The sequence below is a fragment of the Dechloromonas denitrificans genome, from assembly GCF_020510665.1.
GTDB lineage: Bacteria > Pseudomonadota > Gammaproteobacteria > Burkholderiales > Rhodocyclaceae > Azonexus > Azonexus denitrificans_B.
The window spans coordinates 2974157-2992218 of sequence record NZ_CP075187.1 but is presented as its reverse complement, the minus strand read 5'-3'; the positions used below and the strand labels follow the sequence as shown (position 1 = coordinate 2992218).

Genomic DNA, 18062 nt, shown 5'->3' with positions numbered 1-18062 from the left:
ATGGCTTGTGACAGTCTTGCCGGTGAAGCTGGGTCAGACGTTGAACAGGAAGTTCAGCACATCGCCATCCTTGACGATGTATTCCTTGCCTTCGGCGCGCATCTTGCCCGCTTCCTTGGCGCCCGCTTCACCCTTGTAGGTGATGAAATCGTCAAAGGCGATGGTCTGGGCGCGAATGAAGCCGCGCTCGAAATCGGTGTGGATCACACCGGCTGCCTGCGGGGCGGTATCGCCCTGGTGGATGGTCCAGGCGCGCACTTCCTTGACGCCGGCGGTGAAGTAGGTCGACAGGCCAAGCAGCTTGTAACCGGCGTGAATCAGACGGTCGAGGCCCGGTTCCTCAAGGCCGAGGTCGGCCAGGAACATCTGCTTTTCTTCGTCGTCGAGATCGGCGATTTCGGCTTCGATGGCGGCGCAGACGGAAACGACTTCGGCCTTTTCGGTGGCCGCATGAGCGCGTACCGCGTCGAGCAGCGGATTGTTCTCGAAACCGCTTTCGGCGACGTTGGCAACGTAGAGCACCGGCTTGCCGGTGATCATGCAGAACGGCTTGATCAGCGCCAGTTCTTCCTTGGAAAGGTCGAGCGCACGAATCGCCTTGGCCTGGTCGAGCTGGGTGAAACATTTTTCGAGCACGGCGACCAGCGCCTTGGCTTCCTTGTCGCCGGAGCTGGCCGGGCGACGGTAGCGGTTGAGCGCCTTTTCGACGGAGGCCATGTCGGCCAGCGCCAGTTCGGTATCGATGACTTCGATATCGCGCAGCGGATCGACCCCGCCGGAAACGTGGATCACATTGTCGTCGGAGAAGCAGCGCACGACATGCACGATGGCATCGGTTTCGCGGATGTTGGCGAGGAACTGGTTGCCCAGGCCTTCACCCTTGGAGGCACCGGCCACCAGTCCGGCGATATCGACGAACTCGACAATCGCCGGCTGCATCTTCTGCGGTTTGACGATGGCGGCGAGCTGGGCCATGCGCTTGTCCGGCACTTCGACGATGCCGACATTCGGCTCGATGGTGCAGAAGGGATAGTTTTCCGCCGCAATGCCCGACTTGGTCAGGGCGTTGAACAGGGTGGATTTGCCGACGTTGGGCAGGCCGACGATGCCGCATTTCAAAGACATGGAGTTTTTCCTGGAAGGTTGCCAACTAAACGGCTTTGCCGTGCAACTGTTGTTGAGCGCCGGCAAAATCTCCGGCGGCAAGTTTGGGCCAGGCCAGCAGGCAGCGGGCGAGGGCGTGTTCGATATCCGGCATTTCTTCCTTGCGCGGCTGGTGCAGCACGAAATCAACCACCTGTTGCGACAGGCCGAGGGTGCGTGGATGGCCGATGCCGATGCGCAGGCGCCAGAAGTCCGGGGTGCCGAGTTTGGCCTGAATATCCTTCAGGCCGTTGTGGCCGCCGTTGCCGCCGCCCTGCTTGAGGCGGATGCCGCCGGGCGGCAGGTCGAGTTCATCGTGAATGACGAGGATCTCGGCCGGGGGAATCTTGTAGAAATTGGCCAGTGCTGCGACCGCCTGACCGGAGCGGTTCATGAACGTGGTCGGTTCGAGCAGCCAGGTTTCGCCGGCGCGACCGGCCCGACCAAAGAATTTGGGCTGGAGGGCGAGCGGTGCTTTCAGCTTGTCGGCCAGCTGGTCGACAAACCAAAAGCCGACATTGTGTCGGGTGGCTTCGTATTCCGGTCCGGGATTGCCGAGACCGACGATGAGACGAGGTGGATTCATGGGTGCAAGCGCGAAAAAGCCGCCGGCGGCAATTTGCCAGCGGCGGCCAGTGCAGCAGCGTGTCCGAAATTACTCGGCAGCAGCTTCGCCTTCAGCGGCTTCGGAAGCACCGCCCTTGCCAACGATACCGACGACGACGTCGTCAGAAGTGTGGGCAACCAGCTTGACGCCATTCGGCAGCTTGAGCTGGGAGAGGTGAATGCTGTCGCCAACCTTCAGGGCAGCCAGGTCGACTTCGATGAATTCCGGCAGATCCTTGGCCAGGCAGTGCACGTCGACTTCGGTCAGAACGTGGTTGACCAGGCCGCCGTTGAGCTTGACGCCCGGAGCGACTTCTTCGTTGATGAAGTGGAGCGGCACCTTGATGTGCAGTTCGTGGGTGGCGTCAACGCGCTGGAAGTCGATGTGCAGGACGAGCGGCTTGTAGGCGTGCGTCTGGAAATCGCGCAGCAGAACCTGTTCTTTCTTGCCATCGATCACGATGTTGATGATGGAAGCGTGGAAGGCTTCCTTCTTCAGCTTGAGCAGCAGATCGTTGTGGTTGGTTTCGATGGCGACCGGGGCAGCTTCGCCGCCGTAGACGATGCCCGGGACGGTGCCAGCGCGACGCAGGCGGCGGCTCGCACCCGTTCCCTGCAGCGTACGCGCTTGAGCGATAAGTTCGAATTGCATGGTGATACTCCAGTAATTTCCCGGTCCGCGACCAGAACGGGAAGGTTAAAAAAACTTAGTCGATGAACAGCGACGAGACGGAGTCGTCGTTGCTGATCCGGCGAATGGTTTCGGCCATGATGTCGGCCACGGACAGCTGGCGGATGCGCGGTGAGGCAGCAGCATCGTCGCGCAGCGGAATGGTGTCGGTGACGACCAGTGCGTCGAGGTCGGACGAATTGACGCGCTCGACGGCCGGGCCGGAAAGAACCGGGTGCGTGCAGTAGGCGACAACCTTCTTGGCGCCGTGCTGCTTGAGTGCGGTGGCGGCCTTGCACAGCGTGCCGGCGGTGTCGACCATGTCGTCCATGATGATGCAGGTGCGGCCGTCGACTTCACCGATGATGTTCATCACTTCGGAGACGTTGGCTTTCGGACGGCGCTTGTCGATGATCGCCAGGTCGCATTCGAGGCGCTTGGCCAGCGAACGGGCGCGAACGACGCCGCCATGGTCCGGCGAAACGACCATCGGGTTTTCGTAATTCTGCTTGAGGATGTCTTCGAGCAGGATCGGCAGGGCGTAGATGTTATCGACCGGAATATCGAAGAAGCCCTGGATCTGTTCGGCGTGCAAGTCCATGGTCAGCACGCGGTCGACGCCGGAGGCGGCCAGCATGTTGGCGACCAGCTTGGCAGCGATCGGCACGCGCGACGAACGCGAACGGCGATCCTGGCGGGCGTAGCCGAAGTAGGGGATGGCGGCGGTGATCCGGCCGGCCGAGGCACGCTTCAGCGAGTCGACAACGACGAGAAGTTCCATCAGGTTGTCGTTGCACGGGGCGCAGGTCGATTGCAGCACGAAAATGTCGCGACCGCGGACGTGTTCCTGGAGTTCAACGCTGACTTCGCCGTCCGAGAAGCGGCCGACATTGGCGCGCCCAAGATCGACGTTGAGTTGCGTTGCGACGTCGGCTGCCAGTTTTGGGTTGGCGTTGCCGGTAAAGACCATCAAGCTGTTGTAGGCCATATCAACATCCCTCAGGGCGTATGCATATTTTGCGTGCCACAATGGAAATCGGGCAGGTTTTAGGCCTGCCCGAAGGAAACTTGGCTGGGGAAGAAGGATTCGAACCTTCGAATGCCGGAATCAAAATCCGGTGCCTTGACCAACTTGGCGACTCCCCAGCGGATCGTTTGCACGGGTTCGTGTGCGAACGAGGCGCGAATATTACAGATCGTTCTTCGTGCTGTCCACTACTTTTTCAGATTTTTGCTAATGGATGCGCCGGTAGCCCTTCCGCCAGCCAGCCGCTCATGCCGGCCGGCAGTCGGGCGAAGACGGTTTCGGCAGTGCTGCGGCTGGAAAATTCGGCGAATACGCAGGCGCCGGAGCCGGTCATCATGGCTTGCGGGGCGTATTGGCGAAGCCAGTCGAGATGTTCGGCAACTGCCGGAAATTTTGCACAGGCCACCGTTTGCAGGTCATTGTGCCCGTCACCATGGCGCCAGTCGCCCGGTGCGATGGCCGGCGTGTCGCGCTTGAGTTCGGCGGCGCCGAAAATGGCCGGAGTCGGGACGTTGACCGCAGGATGCAGGACGAGATAGCTCGCTGCCGGGAGGTCGACGTCGGTGAAGGCTTCGCCGATGCCTTCGGCAAAGGTATTGCGGCCGTGTACGAATACCGGAACATCGGCGCCCAGTGTCAGCCCCAGTTTTTCCAGCGCCGGACGCGAGAGGCCGGTTTGCCAGAGGTGGTTGAGCGCGACCAGGACGGTGGCAGCGTCGGAACTGCCGCCGCCGAGTCCGCCTCCCATCGGCAGTTTCTTGTCGAGTTCGATTGTCGCTCCTTGAGTGCAGCCGCTGGCTTGCTGCAGCAGACGGGCGGCACGGACGGTCAGGTCGCTGTCGGGCGGGACGCCGGGGATAGGCGTGGCGAGCACGATTTGGCCGTCGCTGCGCGGGCTGAAGCGTAGCCGGTCGGCCCGGTCGATGAAGCGGAAGACTGTTTGCAGTAAGTGATAGCCATCCGCCCGCCGTCCGACGACGTGCAGGAACAGGTTGAGTTTGGCCGGTGCCGGCCATTGGCTGTCCCAGTTCCAGTCATTCATGGGTGTACTTTCCATTCTTCAATGCGCAGGCGCAGTTCGATTTCTCCATCGCGGTTCAGCGTCAGGCGCTCGGGCAAGGCATCCGGATGGTCGTCGGCATAGGTGTAGTCGATGGTCCAGCCGGCTTCGTGGCGCTGGGATGGTCGTCCGTTCGGGTCCAGCCGGGTATCCGGCCCCGGATTCTGGCCGAGCAGCCAGCCCGGCAGCCGGATGATCGGCAGGCGCTGGCCGGTGACTTCTTCAATCAATGCTTCGGCATCCGGCGAGGTGCGGGTTTTGCCATCTGCGGTTTGCAGGCGGGAAAGTTCGGGGGTGGTGTCGATCTCGGCCAGGGCAAAGCCGAGCGGATTGGCGATCAGCAGGTGGTTGTTGCCATTTTTGTGCTCCCAGCTGAGTCGACCGCCGGCATTCTCGGTTTTTTGGCCGGCCTGGGTGACGCGCAGTGCGAAGCGTGCTTCAAGTGCGAAGTCGCGAATCTGGTCGCGGGCCGGCAAAGGGGCGAGCGGCGCACTGGCGCATGCACCGAGCAGCAGGCTGGCGCACAGTGCGATGACTCCTTTTTTCAAGGCAGCAATTTCTTGATGGTGGCGTTCAGGACTTCGCTGTCCGGGTTCTGGCGCGCGGCTTCGCTCAGCAGGCGGCGAGCCTCGTCTTTGCGGTTCATGGCCCAGAGCAATTCGCCGATGTGGGCGGCAATCTCCGGGTCGGCTTTCAGACTGTAGGCGCGTTGCAGCGTCGTCAGTGCTTCGCCGAGCTTGCCTTGGCGGTAGAGCACCCAGCCGAGGCTGTCCATGATGAAAGGGTCTTCCGGCATCAGGCTGAGCGCGCGGGAAATCAGTTCGTAGGCTTCGGGCAGGCGGATGTTGCGGTCGGCCCATGAGTAACCGAGTGCGTTCAGTGCGTGGGCGTGGTCCGGCGCAATCTTGAGCAGTCGGGTCAGGTGGGCTTCGAGAACATCGGGCTTGCCCAGGCGTTCCGCGGTCAACGCGCTTTCATAGAGCAATTCCGGGCTGTCCGGCTGATTCTTCAGGGCCGTTTCGAGCAGGGTGAAGGCTTCGGTATGGCGTCCCGCTTCACGCAGCAACTGGGCTTCCGCCATCGTCAGCTGGGTTCGTTCGGCATTGCTGCTGCCGCGTGTTTCGTGCAGCAGCGTCCGGGCTTCTTCGTTCTTTCCCTGTTGCAGCAGAATCTGCGCAGCCCGTGAGCGGGCGGCAATGTATTGCTCGCCGCTGGTGACTTGCAGATAGTGATCGAGCGCCGCATCGAGCTTTTTCTCATCCTGCTCGATCTGGCCGAGGAAGAAGTGCGGCGTGCTCTTGTCGCTGATGTCGGTATGCAGCAGGCGTTCCAGTTGCGCCCGGCCGGTGGCGATGTCGCCTTGCTGCAGGGCGAGCATGGCTACCGGGTAAATTACTTCGGGATTGTCCGGGTTGTCCTTGATCAAACGGTCGAACTGGCTGCGGGCGGCGTCGTACTGTTTTTCGCTGATCAGCAGACGGGCGAGCGCCAGGCGGGCATCGCGCGCCTCCGGGTAGCGTTTGATGAAGTCTTGCAGGCTGTCGATTGCCGTGGCCGGCGATTGGCGGGCCTGCAATTGGGTGCGAATCAGTGCGGCGGCTTCCCAGTCCGGGCGCAGTTGCAGTGCCTTCTCGGTTTCGCCGAGCGCCCGCAGGTTGTCACCGGCATTGAAGGCCGCCTGGCCCATGGCGAAGTGGGCTTCGGCCAGGCCGTGATAGGGCGCCGTGACGCGGTCGACCAGCTTTTGTACGGCTTTTTTGTCGTTGTGCCGGGCCAGCAGACGATTCAGATGCATCAGGTTGGCCGGCAGGCTGGCCTTGTCCTGTTCAAGCAGGGCGGTAATTTGCGGCGCGAGGTCGTCAAGCCGGTTGGCGGTGACGAGCAGCGAGGATTGCAGTTGTTTTGCCGCTTGCGATTCCGGCTCGACTTCCAGCCACATCTTGGTCAGTTCGAGGGCCAGGTCGTACTGGCGGGTCAGCCCGGCGACTTCTGCGGCACGGCCGATAACTTTCGGGTCGCGTGTCCGGCGAGCCAGATCGACCCAGGCGTCGAGGCCGAGTTTGATATCGTTGCGCTGCAGGGCGAACTCGCCGACCAGTGCCTGGAAAACCGTTCTGGCCAGCAGGTTTTCGGAAGAACTGCTGCCTGCTTCCGCTGCGGCCAGTCGCTTGGTGGAAGGCTTGGCCGGGGTTTCGCCGGCCGCCAGCAGCAGGCCGGAATGGGCCAGGCCCAGGCTGATGGCGAGAACGGCAGTGATGGTCTTCAGTGGCATGGGGCGCTTTCGGGCTGGAGATGCGTCTTGGAACGCATAGAATCCTGTAAGTTTGCGATGTTATTTGGGAATCGTCGGAGGAACAAGCAATGCCGGAATTGCCGGAAGTCGAAGTCTGTCGTCGCGGCCTGGAGCCCGAGCTGCTCGGTGCGCAGATCGAGCAGGTCATCATTCGTTCGCCCAAGCTGCGCCATGTCATTCCGGTCGAGTTGCGCGACTTGTTGCCGGGCTGCCGGATCGTCGGCATACGCCGGCGCGGCAAGTATCTGTTGATCGATTGCCGCAGCGACAGCGTGCAAGGCAGCTTGCTGGTGCATCTCGGCATGTCGGGCAGCCTGCGCTTTGTGGCGCACGGCCAGCCCGTCGTCAAGCATGATCATTTCGAGCTGGTCCTGGCGCGTCATGTGCTGCGTTTTGCCGACCCGCGCCGTTTCGGACTGATTCTCTGGCAGCCCGGCCCGCCGGAGGAGAGCGAGCAGCATCCCTTGCTGGCCATTCAGGGCATCGAGCCCTTGTCGGACGATTTCACGGTCGACTGGCTGTATCAGGCAAATTTGAAACGTTCCGGGCCGATCAAGCCGCTGCTGATGGATTCGCACCGGGTGGTCGGGATCGGCAATATCTATGCGTCGGAAAGTCTGTTCCGGGCCGGTATTTCGCCGTTGCGTGCCGCCAATAAAATCAGCAAGGCGCGCTACGGCCTGCTGGTGCCGGCCATTCGTCAAACCCTGTCGGATGCCATTGCGGCTGGCGGCAGCACCATTCGCAACTACATGCACAGCGACGGGAGCAGCGGCTGGTTCCAGATCCAGGTCGGTGTTTACGACCGGGCTGGCGAGCCCTGTCTGCGTTGCGGCGGGGTGGTCAAGCAAGTGCGCCAGGCCGGACGCAGTACTTTTTACTGCCCCGGTTGCCAGCATTAGCGGCAGCAAGCCTCTGTTTTTATGCTAGATTGAATCGTCTCAACGTATCTCCGGTATCCGACATGTCGCTTGCCAAGCAATTTGCTGCCTACGCCGCCTGGCGCACCGGCCTCTCCGCCCAACTGGTCGAGTTCCAGTCCTGGCTGACGCATAATGAATTGTCCGATGCGCAGACCGATCTGCGTCTCGCCCAGTTGCTCGACCGCTTGCGCGAAGATCGTCTCAATGTCGCCTTCGTGGCCGAGTTCTCGCGCGGCAAGTCCGAGCTGATCAACGCCATCTTCTTTGCCGAATACGGTAGCCGGATGCTGCCTTCGTCGGCCGGCCGGACAACGATGTGCCCGACCGAGCTGTTGTTCGACGAAGCGCGCTCGCCGCGCATCGAGCTCCTGCCGATCCAGACCCGCGCCTCGAATTCGAGCGTCACCGAGTACAAGGCTTTTGCCGACGAGTGGACGCAGGTGCCGCTCGATACCACGTCGCCGGAAGCGATGCAGGACGCCCTGCGCCACGTCAGCGAAACGACGCGTGTCACGCCGGAAGAGGCTTCGCGCCTTGGCTTTGCTGCGGTCGACGGAGAAATCGACCTGTATCGCGTCGGCCCCGACGGGCTGGTCGAAGTGCCGCGCTGGCGCCATGCGGTGATCAACTTCCCGCATCCGCTGCTCAAGCAGGGCCTGGTCATCCTCGATACGCCGGGATTGAACGCGATTGGCGCCGAGCCGGAACTGACCTTGTCGCTGCTGCCCAATGCGCACGCCGTCCTTTTCATCCTGGCAGCCGATACCGGTCTGACCCAGTCGGACATGGCGATCTGGAACGAACATATTGCCGACCGCGGCACCGCCCGGCGCGGTCGCATGGTGGTTCTCAACAAGATTGACGGCCAATGGGACGAGTTGAAATCGCCGGCTGAAATCGATGCCGAGATTCAGAAGCAGGCGGATAACTGCGCCGATCTGCTTGAATTGCCAGTCGAGCAGGTTTTTCCCGTTTCGGCCCAGAAAGGCTTGGTCGCCAAAATCAATGGCGACGAGGCATTGCTCCAGCGCAGCCGCTTGCCGCAGCTGGAAGCGGCCTTGTCCGGAGAACTGATCCCGGCCAAGCGCGAGATTGTCTGCGACAACACCGAGAGCGAATTCGGCGATGTCAGCCGCCGCGTTCGCGGTCTGCTCGATTCGCGGCTGCTCGGCTTGCGTGAGCAACTGACCGAATTGACCGAGTTGCGTGGCAAGAACAAGGGCGTGGTCGAGTACATGATGGGCAAGGTCCGCTCGGAAAAGGACGAGTTCGAGTCGGGGCTGCAGCGCTATTACGCCGTGCGCAGCGTGTTTTCGACCCTGACCAACAATCTCTTCGGACATCTCGGTCTCGACGGCTTGCGCCAGTTGACCGCCGACACGCGGGAAACCATGCTCGATGCAACGTTTTCCAAAACCTTGTCGGATTCAATGGCCAGCTTTTTCAGTCGTTCGCGCGAGGCGCTGGCGCGCTCGAACGGTGAAATCAGCGAAATCCTGTCGATGATGGAAGCGGTGTACAAGAAGTTTGCCGTCGAGCACGGTCTCAAGCTGGGCGCACCGACCACTTTTTCGCTGCTGCGCTACGAAAAGGAGCTGGATCGTCTGCAAGTCTGGTGCGACACGCATTTGAACACCATGCGCAGCCTGCTGACGCATGACAAGAAAAACATCACGCAGAAGTTTTTCGAAGAGGTCGCCGTCCAGGTGCGCCGTGCTTTCGAGCGGGCCAACAAGGATGCCGAGGTCTGGCTGCGCGCCATCATGGCGCCGATGGAAACCCAGGTGCGCGAGCATCAGATTCAGTTGAAGCGCCGTCTTGAAAGCATCAAGCGCATCCATCAGGCAACCGATACGCTGGAAGACCGGATTGCCGAACTGGAAAGTGTCGAAAAGGGCCTGCTCCAGCAGATTCATGCGCTGGAAATGCTATCGGCTCAACTCCATGCCTTGTTGCTGCCGGTTCAGGCGAGGCAGGAGGCGGCCTGAATCTTGTGCTGCGGTCTACCGCAGTCAAGGCCCGAAAACGGGCAATAAAAAACCCGCGGAATCCGCGGGTTTTTTGTTTCCAGCCAAGCTCAGGCGCGCTTGTTGCCGGTGAGCTTTTCGTACTTGGTCCACAGCATGTCCTGGGTTTCAACGACATTCGGGTCCTTCGGAATGCAATCAACCGGGCAGACCTGGACGCATTGCGGTTCGTCGTAGTGGCCGACACACTCCGTACATTTGCTCGAATCGATGACGTAGACTTCTTCGCCTTGGGAAATTGCCTCGTTCGGGCATTCCGGTTCGCACACGTCGCAGTTGATGCACTCGTCGGTAATCAAAAGGGCCATAGCCGTTCTTCCTCTCTCAGTTAACTGAAGTTTTTGCCCGCAGGCGCTTATTGACACAAGGTTGTACAAATTTGCTGACATCGCCGCCCAGGCGTGCGATTTCACGCACCATGGTGGCCGAGATGAACATGTACTGTTCTCCCGGTGTCAGGAATACCGTTTCGACCTCCGGATAGAGGCTGCGGTTCATGCCGGCCATCTGGAATTCGTATTCAAAGTCAGACACGGCGCGCAGGCCGCGCACGATGACCTTGGCGCCTTTTTCATGGACGAAGTCCATGAGCAGGGTATTGAAGCCGACGATTTCGACGTTCGGGACGTCGGACAGGATTTCACTGGCCATCTCGACGCGCTCGGCCAGCGAAAAGCGCGGCTGTTTCGACGGGCTTTCGGCGATCGCCAGAATCAGGCGGTCGAAGAGGCCGGCGGCGCGCCGCACAAGGTCTTCGTGACCGCGGGTGATCGGGTCAAAAGTGCCGGGGTAGATTGCTACCCGATGATTGAGTTTGTTCAAGCCGCTTCCCGCTGCATCAAGTGAAAATGAACTTCGCCAGCCTTGCCATGACGTACCGTGCGCCAATCGCCCAGTGCATCGAGTTCGTATTCTGCTTCGACATAGACGATGGTGTTTTCCTTGGCAACGCCGGCCAAAAGAGGCTCCAGGCGAGGAATCCAGCCCTTGTTGTAAGGCGGATCGAGGAAGATCAGATCGAATTTGTGTTTCGTCGAGGCCAAATATTGTAGCGCATCCCCGCGCTTGATCTCCACCGTGGCTTCAGCGTCGATCATTCGAGCGTTGTCGTGCAGCGCCGCGAGGACCCGCGGGATCGGTTCGATCATCACGACTTTGCCGGCCCCGCGCGAAGCGGCTTCGAAGCCGAGAGCGCCGCTGCCGGCGAAAAGGTCGAGACAGATTTCGCCGTTCAGTTCCTGGCCCAGCCAGTTGAACAGCGTTTCGCGCACGCGATCCGGCGTTGGGCGCAAGCCTTCGCTATCCGGAAATTTCAGGACACGGCGGCGCCACTGGCCGCCGATGATGCGGACGGTGTTCAATCTGCGGCGACCGTCACGGTAATCAAGTCGGCCGGACGCACGTAGCGGGAAAATGCCGCTTTGATCTGGTCGACCGTGACAGCCTCGATTTTGGCCTGGTACTGATCGAGGTAATCGAGCGGCAGCCCGAAGAAGCCGATTGCCGCCGCGTTATCGAGCAGTTTCTTGTTGCTGTCCAGGCGCAGCGGGAAGCTGCCGGTCAGGTTGGCCTTGGCGGCCAGCAGTTCCTCGTCGCTCGGGCCATCCTTGAGAAAACCATCGAGCACGTCGCGCGCCACCTTGATCGCCTCGCCGGCTTGCGAGCGCTTGGTCTGCAGCCCGATCTGGAACGGGCCGCTCTGGCGCATCGGGGCGAAATAGCTGTAGACACTGTAGGCGAAGCCGCGCTTGTCGCGAACCTCCTTCATCAGGCGCGACACGAAGCCGCCGCCGCCCAGGGTGTAATTGCCGACGAGCAGCGGGAAATAATCGGGATTGCCGCGCTCGACCGCTGGCAGGCCAATGTACACATGCGCCTGGGTGGCCGGGTGGGGCAGCTTGACGGTCTTGCCAGCCGGGGCATCCGGGGCGGCCGGCAGGGTGGCCGCTTCGCCCTTGGGCAGGCCGGCGGCGATGCCTTCGGCGATTTTCTCGGCATCCTTCCGTGAGATGTCGCCGACCAGCGTGATGCTGGCATTGGCGGCGTTGTAGTAACGGGCATGGAAGCTGGCCAGGTCGTCGCGCGTCAGGCTGGCAATGCTCTCCGGGGTGGCCTGGCGGCCGTACGGGTGGCCGGGGTACATCGCCGCCCAGAACGCCTTGCCGCCGATACTTTCCGGACGGGTCATGGCTTCCTTCAGGCCGGCGATGGTGCGGGCTTTTTCACGTTCGAAAATATCGTTCTCGAAGCGCGGGGTGTGCAGGACGTTGCGCAGAATGTCGAGTGCCGGTTCGCGTTTGTCTCGTGCGGACAGCGTGCGCAGGACGATGCTGGCCCGGTCGGTGTCGGCGCCGCCGCCGAGGTTGGCGCCGATGTCGGCGAGTTGCTCTGCGATCTCGGTTTCATCGCGCTTGCCGGCGCCCAAGTCGAGGCCGCTGCGGGTCAGGGCGGCAACGCCCGGTTTGCCCTCGGGGTCGAACATCGAGCCGGCCGCAAAGTCGACCTGGACATCGAGCATCGGCAGGACACGGCTTTCGACAAAATAGACCCGTGTGCCGGAGGGCGATACCCAATGTTCGATCTTGACGCCGGCCAGGGCGGTCTGCGTTACCAGCAGGGCGAATGCTGCGGTCAACAGGTTTTTCATGGTCATTTTCCGGGCCTCAGTGACGGGTGGCGACGCCGGGGCGACGTGGCTTGCCGTCGAGCGGCTGTGGATCGAGTACGCCGACGGTCAGCGTGTCGTCTGTGAAGTATTTTTTGGCCACGGCCTGGACTTCGGCGGCTGTGACTTTTTGCAGTTTTTCGAGCATGCGATCGATTTTTTGATACGGGATGCCGGCCGATTCGGTCTGGCCGATTTCCATCGCCTGACCAAACATCGAGTCGAGCTTGTACACCTGGCTGGCCAGCAGTTGGGCCTTGGCGCGCTTCAGCTCGGGTTCGCTGACGCCCTCTTTTTGGACGCGGGCGATTTCGTCGCGCAGCGCGGCTTCGAGGTCGGCCACCGTTTTGCCTTCGCTCGGGCTACCGTGCAGGTAAAGCATGCCAGGGCCGCGGGCGGTTGGGTCGTAATCGATGCCGACGGACAGCGCAACCTGGTCTTCGCGCACCAGTTTCTTGTTGAAACGGGCGGCATCGTGGCCGTCGAGAATGGCACTGAGCATTTCCAGCGCGTACGGTTCGCTGTCACGGTCGGCGTCACGCAGGATCGGCGCCTTGTAGCCCATGATCAGCACCGGCAGTTCGGCCGGGGCTTTGACGCTGATCCGGCGCGTGCCGTGCTGGGCCGGTTCGATCTGCGGCTTGCTGCGCGGCAGGGCATGGCCTTCGAGCGGGCCGTAATGTTTTTCGGCCAGGGCAAAGATTTCCTTGTGGTCGACATCGCCGGTAATCACGACGTAAGCGTTATTCGGAACGTACCAGGTGTCGTACCAGGCTTTGGCATCGGCCGCAGTCATCGTTTCCAGATCGTTCATCCAGCCGATGATCGGGCGGCGATACGGGTGCGCCTGGAAAGCCACGGCATTCATCTGCTCGAACAGCTTGGCTTGCGGGTTGTCGTCGGTGCGCATGCGGCGCTCTTCCATGACGACCTTGATTTCCTGGGCAAATTCCTTGGCGTCCACGTTGAGGTGGCGCATGCGGTCGGCTTCGAGCTGGATCATGTCCTCCAGCTTTTCCTTCGGGACCTGCTGGAAGTAGGCCGTGTAGTCGCGGCTGGTGAAGGCGTTGTCACGTCCGCCGGCGGCGGCGACGCGCTTGTTGAATTCGCCCGGGCCGACGCTCGGCGTGCCCTTGAACATCATGTGTTCGAGAACGTGGGCGACGCCGGAGGCACCGTCAACTTCGTCCATGCTGCCGATACGGTACCAGACCATCTGGACAGCCGTTGGGGCGCGGCGATCTTCCTTGACGATGATGCGCAAGCCGTTCTGCAATGTGGTTTCGTAGGGATTGGCGTGGGCTGCGGTCAACAGCCAGGGGGCCAGCAAAAAGGGGATAAGTTGTTGCATTCGCATGGGATAGCGGGGCTTTCCAAGAGGTCTTTCTGCTAAAATCGGGCGCTGAATCAGCTTCGATCCGGGTGGCATCTTAACGGCTTGCCGCCTGCCTGTCAGCACGGCCACAGTCACTTAAGACCCCATTCTCCATGTTCAGTTTCCTGAAAAAATCCGCTGCCGACCCCAAGGTTGACGCGGCTCCTGCTCCCGATGCCGCCCCTTCGTGGCGCGAACGCCTCTTCAAGGGGCTGGCCAAGACCCGCGCCCAATTGGGCGGCAAGCTCAAGTCCATTTTCTCGCGTGGCAAAGTCGATGACGAACTGCTCGAAGAACTCGAAGAGCTTCTGCTGACCAGCGATGTCGGCGTTGAAGCGACGACTCACCTGCTCAATGAACTCAAGAAGGCAGCCAAGCGCGACAAGCTGGAAACGCCGGAAGCCATCCAGAAAGCGCTGTCCGACGCGCTGCTCGAAACCCTGCAGCCGCTCGAACAGCCGCTCGATATCAGCGGCCACAAGCCCTACGTCATCATGATTGCCGGCGTCAATGGTGCCGGCAAGACCACCTCGATCGGCAAGCTGGCCAAATATTTCCAGAACCAGGGCAAGAGCGTCTTGCTGGCCGCTGGCGATACCTTCCGCGCCGCCGCCCGCGAGCAGCTCGAAACCTGGGGCGAGCGCAATAACGTCACTGTCATCGCCCAGGACAACGGCGATCCGGCTGCCGTGGTATTTGATGCCATTTCGGCCGCCAAGGCGCGCGGCATCGATATCGTGCTGGCCGATACGGCCGGCCGCCTGCCGACCCAGCTGCACCTGATGGAAGAAATCGCCAAGGTGCGTCGTGTCATTCAAAAGGTCGAACCGACCGGGCCGCACGAAACCCTGCTGGTGCTCGATGCCAACATCGGCCAGAACGCGCTGCAGCAGGTCAGGGCGTTCGACAAGGCAATCAATGTTACCGGCCTGGTCGTCACCAAGCTGGATGGTTCGGCCAAGGGCGGCGTGGTTGCGGCGATTGCCCGGCAGTGCCCGAAGCCGATTCGCTTCATCGGGGTGGGCGAACAGATCGACGATCTGCGTCCTTTCTCGGCCAAAGATTTCGTCGACGCCCTGTTCGAATGATCGTCGCCAGCAACCTGACCAAGCGCTATCCCGGTGGCTACGAAGCCGTCAAGGATGTCAGTTTCCGGATCAGCGCCGGAGAAATGGTGTTCATCACCGGTCATTCCGGCGCCGGCAAGTCGACGCTGGTCAAGCTGATTGCTTCGATCGAGCGGCCAACCTCCGGCAGCCTGGTGGTCAATGGCCAGAATCTTTCGTCCTTGCGGCGCAGCGCCATTCCCTATCTGCGGCGTAATTTCGGCATGGTGTTCCAGGATCAGAAGCTGCTGTTCGATCACAGTGTGCTCGACAACGTGCTGCTGCCTTTGCAGATTGTTGGCTTGCCGCGTCGCGAATCGATTCGCCGGGCCCAGGCAGCGCTCGACAAGGTCGGCCTGCTGTCACGCGAAAAGGCCCGCCCGATCGCCCTGTCCGGCGGTGAGCAACAGCGGCTGGCGATTGCTCGCGCCGTGGTCAATCGGCCGACCGTGCTGCTTGCCGATGAACCGACCGGTAATCTCGATGCTGCGTCGGCGGCCGAGATTCTCGATATTTTTGAATCCTTCCATCAGGTCGGTGTCACCGTCGTGGTGGCGACGCACGACCCGCACTGGATCGAACGCTATCACCCGAACGTCCTGTGTCTGGACCACGGGAGGCTGCTATGAACGCCTGGTTGACCCAGCATCAGGCCGCACTGGCCTCGGCTTTTCGTCGCTTGCTGGCGGCGCCGCTCAATACGCTGCTTTCGCTGCTGGTCATCGGTATTGCGCTGACCTTGCCGGGCACCGGCTACGTGTTGCTCGACAATCTGCGCGATCTCGGCAATACGGCGTCCGGCGTGCAGCAGATCAGCCTGTTCATGCAGCTTGAGGCGACACGCAAGGATGTCGGCGAAATCGAAAATCGTCTCAAGGCGGCGTCGACCGGGAAATGGCGTTTCGTGCCGAAGGAAGAGGCGCTCAAGCGCATCAAGTCGAACGAGGGCATGGCCGAAATCGTTGCCAGCCTGCCGCGCAATCCGCTGCCCGATGCTTTCATCGTCGAACCGACCAATACCAGCCCCGAGGCGCTTGAAATCCTGCGCAAGGAAATGGCTGGCTGGCCGCGGGTCGCCCATGTCCAGCTCGACTCGGCCTGGGTCAAGCGTTTCGATGCCTTCCTCAAACTCGGCAAGCTGGTGCTGTGGATGCTGGCCGGTATTTTTGCGGCCGGTCTGGTGGCCGTGACGTTCAATACAATTCGCCTGCAAGTCATGGCCCAGGCGATGGAAATCGAGGTGGCACGGATGATCGGTGCGACCGATGCTTTCATCCGCCGCCCTTTCTACTATTACGGTGCGCTGCAAGGCTTGTTCGGTGGCCTGCTGGCCGTTGGGCTGGTGAGCGGTGGGCTGGCGCTGCTGGCCGCGCCGGTCAGCCAGTTGGCCACACTCTACGGCGGCAGCTTCAGCCTGCACGGGCCGGGAATTTCGGCCGTTAGCGTGATGGCCGGGGCCGGCGCCTTCCTTGGCTGGCTGGGGGCGCAGCTGTCGGTCAGCCTTTCCCTGCGGAAGTTTGGCTAGGCAGGATTCTCCGCCAACAGCGCCGGGCCGCCGGGAGTTTCTCTGCTCGGTCGGGGCGCTGGCGCTGAGTGGCTGCGTTCCCTCCGCCGATTTGCCGCCGGGCGAGTTGCTCGGCATGTCGTCCAGCCTCGGTCATCGGCTGCGCGACGGCGATTTTCCGCCGCCCGGCGAAACCCGGCGGACGGATGTGCTGATCGTCGGCGGCGGTATTTCCGGATTGTCGGCCGCCTGGCAATTGAGTCGTGCCGCGGTCGACGACTTCATCGTGCTCGATCTGGAAAATGAGGCCGGCGGCAATTCGCGGGCCGGACAGTCGGCCGTCAGCGCCTATCCCTGGGGCGCCCATTACCTGCCGTTGCCGTCGAGCGAGGCTGAGTACGTCAGCGAGTTGCTCCGTGAGTTGGGTGTCGAGCAAGGGCGTTCAGCTGCGGGCAAGCCAATCTACGATGAGCGCTATCTATGTGGCACTCCGCAGGAGCGCGTCTATCGTCACGGTTTGTGGCAAAGCGGCCTGTTGCCGCATGTCGGGCTGGCTTCGGGCGAGCGCGCCCAGCAGCAGGCATTTCAGGCGCGCATGGAGGCGCTCAAGGTGTTGCGCGGTAACGATGGGCGGCGGGTGTTCGCCATTCCCATGGAACTGTCGAGTCGCGACCCGGCCTGGCGGGCGCTGGATCGTATACCTTTCAGCCAGTGGCTGACGGCACAGGGCTTCACGGCGCCCAGCCTGCACTGGCTGGCGAATTACGCCTGTCGCGACGATTACGGCATGGCGCATCACGAAACCTCGGCCTGGGCCGGCCTGCATTACTTCGCCTGTCGCAACGGCGAGGCGGCCAATGCGGCGGCGGAAACGGTGTTGACCGCGCCGGAGGGCAATGCCTGGCTGGCCCGCGGCCTGGCCCGCCGGGCGGTTGATCGTATCGTGACCGGTGCTCTGGCCTGGCGGATCGAGGAAAGTCGCTCGCATGTCGCGGTCGACGTGCTGATCGGGGCAAAAAGCGTACGTTATGAAGCGCGGCAAGTGATCTGGGCGGCGCCGGTCTTTGTCCTGCCACGGGTCTGGGGCGCGATTCCGCAGCCGCTCAAGGCGGCAGCGCAGGCCGGCGACTACGCGCCCTGGTTGACTGCCAACCTGCATCTTTCAGCCTTGCCGGAAGAGCGGCACGGCGCGCCGCTGGCCTGGGATAACGTGCTCTACGACAGTCCGGGCCTGGGTTATATCGTCGCCACGCATCAAGCAATACGCCGGCACCAGGCGGGAACGGTGCTGACCTGGTATCGCGCCTTGCATGACATGACTCCGGCCGACGGGCGTCGGCGGTTGCTGGAAACTTCTCGCGAGCAATGGGCGGGCGAAATTCTCGGTGAACTGGCGCAGGTTCATCCCGAGATTCGCCGGCTGACGACGCGGCTGGATGTCTTTCGCCATGGTCACGCGATGCGTCGCCCGACGCCCGGCAGCCTGTGGGGCGAAATGCGTCGCCGGCTGGTCGACTTCCGTAGCCGGCGGATTGCCCTGGCGCACGCCGATTTGTCGGGTTTCTCGCTGTTCGAAGAGGCGCAGTATCGTGGTGCGATTGCGGCGGATCTGGTCCGCAAGGCATTGAATGGCCGATAGCGGCAGAAGGTCTCGGCGCGCTTC

18 protein-coding genes and 1 tRNA gene are annotated in these 18062 nt (G+C 61.9%); 6 read left to right on the top strand and 13 right to left on the bottom strand.

What is annotated here, in order from left to right:
• Positions 1–33 precede the first annotated feature (33 nt).
• The 8 genes from ychF to KI614_RS14135 all read right to left on the bottom strand — a co-directional run bounded on the left by ychF (position 34) and on the right by KI614_RS14135 (position 6778).
• On the bottom strand, positions 34–1125 hold the full coding sequence (gene ychF / locus KI614_RS14170) for a redox-regulated ATPase YchF (RefSeq protein WP_226406386.1): 1092 nt from the start codon (positions 1123–1125) through the stop codon (positions 34–36).
• Between the two features lie 25 nt (positions 1126–1150).
• Entirely contained in the window at positions 1151–1729 is a 579-nt protein-coding gene (pth, locus tag KI614_RS14165; RefSeq protein WP_203467701.1) for an aminoacyl-tRNA hydrolase, read from the bottom strand.
• 69 nt (positions 1730–1798) lie between these two features.
• On the bottom strand, positions 1799–2401 hold the full coding sequence (locus KI614_RS14160) for a 50S ribosomal protein L25/general stress protein Ctc (protein WP_226406384.1): 603 nt from the start codon (positions 2399–2401) through the stop codon (positions 1799–1801).
• A gap of 55 nt (positions 2402–2456) precedes the next feature.
• Positions 2457–3407 carry a ribose-phosphate pyrophosphokinase gene (locus KI614_RS14155; protein WP_203467699.1) on the bottom strand — a complete coding sequence of 317 codons (951 nt, stop codon included), beginning with the start codon at positions 3405–3407 and terminating at the stop codon, positions 2457–2459.
• A gap of 81 nt (positions 3408–3488) precedes the next feature.
• Positions 3489–3565: transfer RNA gene (locus KI614_RS14150), tRNA-Gln, on the bottom strand.
• Positions 3566–3642: 77 nt separating this feature from the next.
• Positions 3643–4488, bottom strand: a complete 846-nt coding sequence (gene ispE / locus KI614_RS14145) for a 4-(cytidine 5'-diphospho)-2-C-methyl-D-erythritol kinase (RefSeq protein WP_226406382.1) — start codon at positions 4486–4488, stop codon at positions 3643–3645.
• Entirely contained in the window at positions 4485–5054 is a 570-nt protein-coding gene (gene lolB, locus KI614_RS14140; RefSeq protein ID WP_226406379.1) for a lipoprotein insertase outer membrane protein LolB, read from the bottom strand. The genes ispE and lolB overlap by 4 nt, the downstream gene beginning before the upstream one ends.
• On the bottom strand, positions 5051–6778 hold the full coding sequence (locus KI614_RS14135; protein ID WP_226406376.1) for a tetratricopeptide repeat protein: 1728 nt from the start codon (positions 6776–6778) through the stop codon (positions 5051–5053). Before KI614_RS14135 ends, lolB begins: the two co-directional genes overlap by 4 nt.
• Positions 6779–6867: 89 nt before the next feature.
• Between KI614_RS14135 and mutM the strand changes: the two genes are divergently transcribed.
• A complete protein-coding gene (gene mutM, locus KI614_RS14130) occupies positions 6868–7701 on the top strand; it encodes a bifunctional DNA-formamidopyrimidine glycosylase/DNA-(apurinic or apyrimidinic site) lyase (RefSeq protein WP_226406375.1) in 834 nt (277 codons plus the stop codon).
• Between the two features lie 62 nt (positions 7702–7763).
• Positions 7764–9710, top strand: a complete 1947-nt coding sequence (locus tag KI614_RS14125; protein ID WP_226406372.1) for a dynamin family protein — start codon at positions 7764–7766, stop codon at positions 9708–9710.
• A gap of 89 nt (positions 9711–9799) precedes the next feature.
• Here the strand turns inward: KI614_RS14125 and KI614_RS14120 are convergent, their stop codons facing one another.
• The 5 genes from KI614_RS14120 to KI614_RS14100 are packed head-to-tail and all read right to left on the bottom strand — an operon-like array spanning position 9800 to position 13765.
• On the bottom strand, positions 9800–10057 hold the full coding sequence (locus KI614_RS14120; protein WP_226406369.1) for a YfhL family 4Fe-4S dicluster ferredoxin: 258 nt from the start codon (positions 10055–10057) through the stop codon (positions 9800–9802).
• A 16-nt stretch (positions 10058–10073) separates the two neighbouring features.
• Positions 10074–10571, bottom strand: coding sequence for a pantetheine-phosphate adenylyltransferase (gene coaD, locus KI614_RS14115; protein ID WP_203467692.1), 498 nt, complete (start codon positions 10569–10571; stop codon positions 10074–10076).
• A complete protein-coding gene (gene rsmD / locus KI614_RS14110; protein ID WP_226406368.1) occupies positions 10568–11110 on the bottom strand; it encodes a 16S rRNA (guanine(966)-N(2))-methyltransferase RsmD in 543 nt (180 codons plus the stop codon). Before rsmD ends, coaD begins: the two co-directional genes overlap by 4 nt.
• Positions 11107–12396: a M16 family metallopeptidase gene (locus KI614_RS14105; RefSeq protein WP_226406366.1), complete on the bottom strand. Its 1290-nt coding sequence runs from the start codon at positions 12394–12396 to the stop codon at positions 11107–11109. The genes rsmD and KI614_RS14105 overlap by 4 nt, the downstream gene beginning before the upstream one ends.
• Positions 12397–12412: 16 nt before the next feature.
• Positions 12413–13765 carry a M16 family metallopeptidase gene (locus KI614_RS14100; protein ID WP_226406364.1) on the bottom strand — a complete coding sequence of 451 codons (1353 nt, stop codon included), beginning with the start codon at positions 13763–13765 and terminating at the stop codon, positions 12413–12415.
• 137 nt (positions 13766–13902) lie between these two features.
• Here KI614_RS14100 and ftsY point away from each other — a divergent pair, with 137 nt between their 5' ends.
• From ftsY to KI614_RS14080, 4 genes are read left to right on the top strand one after another with little or no spacing between them, the layout of a single operon-like run.
• Positions 13903–14877 carry a signal recognition particle-docking protein FtsY gene (gene ftsY, locus KI614_RS14095; RefSeq protein WP_226406361.1) on the top strand — a complete coding sequence of 325 codons (975 nt, stop codon included), beginning with the start codon at positions 13903–13905 and terminating at the stop codon, positions 14875–14877.
• Positions 14874–15524, top strand: coding sequence for a cell division ATP-binding protein FtsE (ftsE, locus tag KI614_RS14090; protein ID WP_226406359.1), 651 nt, complete (start codon positions 14874–14876; stop codon positions 15522–15524). The genes ftsY and ftsE overlap by 4 nt, the downstream gene beginning before the upstream one ends.
• Positions 15521–16420 (top strand): permease-like cell division protein FtsX, encoded by a 900-nt coding sequence (ftsX, locus tag KI614_RS14085; protein WP_226406357.1) that lies wholly within the window; start codon positions 15521–15523, stop codon positions 16418–16420. The genes ftsE and ftsX overlap by 4 nt, the downstream gene beginning before the upstream one ends.
• The gene (locus KI614_RS14080; protein ID WP_226406354.1) at positions 16413–18038 is read left to right on the top strand and encodes an FAD-dependent oxidoreductase; all 1626 of its coding nucleotides are present in this window, start codon (positions 16413–16415) and stop codon (positions 18036–18038) included. Before ftsX ends, KI614_RS14080 begins: the two co-directional genes overlap by 8 nt.
• Positions 18039–18062: the final 24 nt, after the last annotated feature.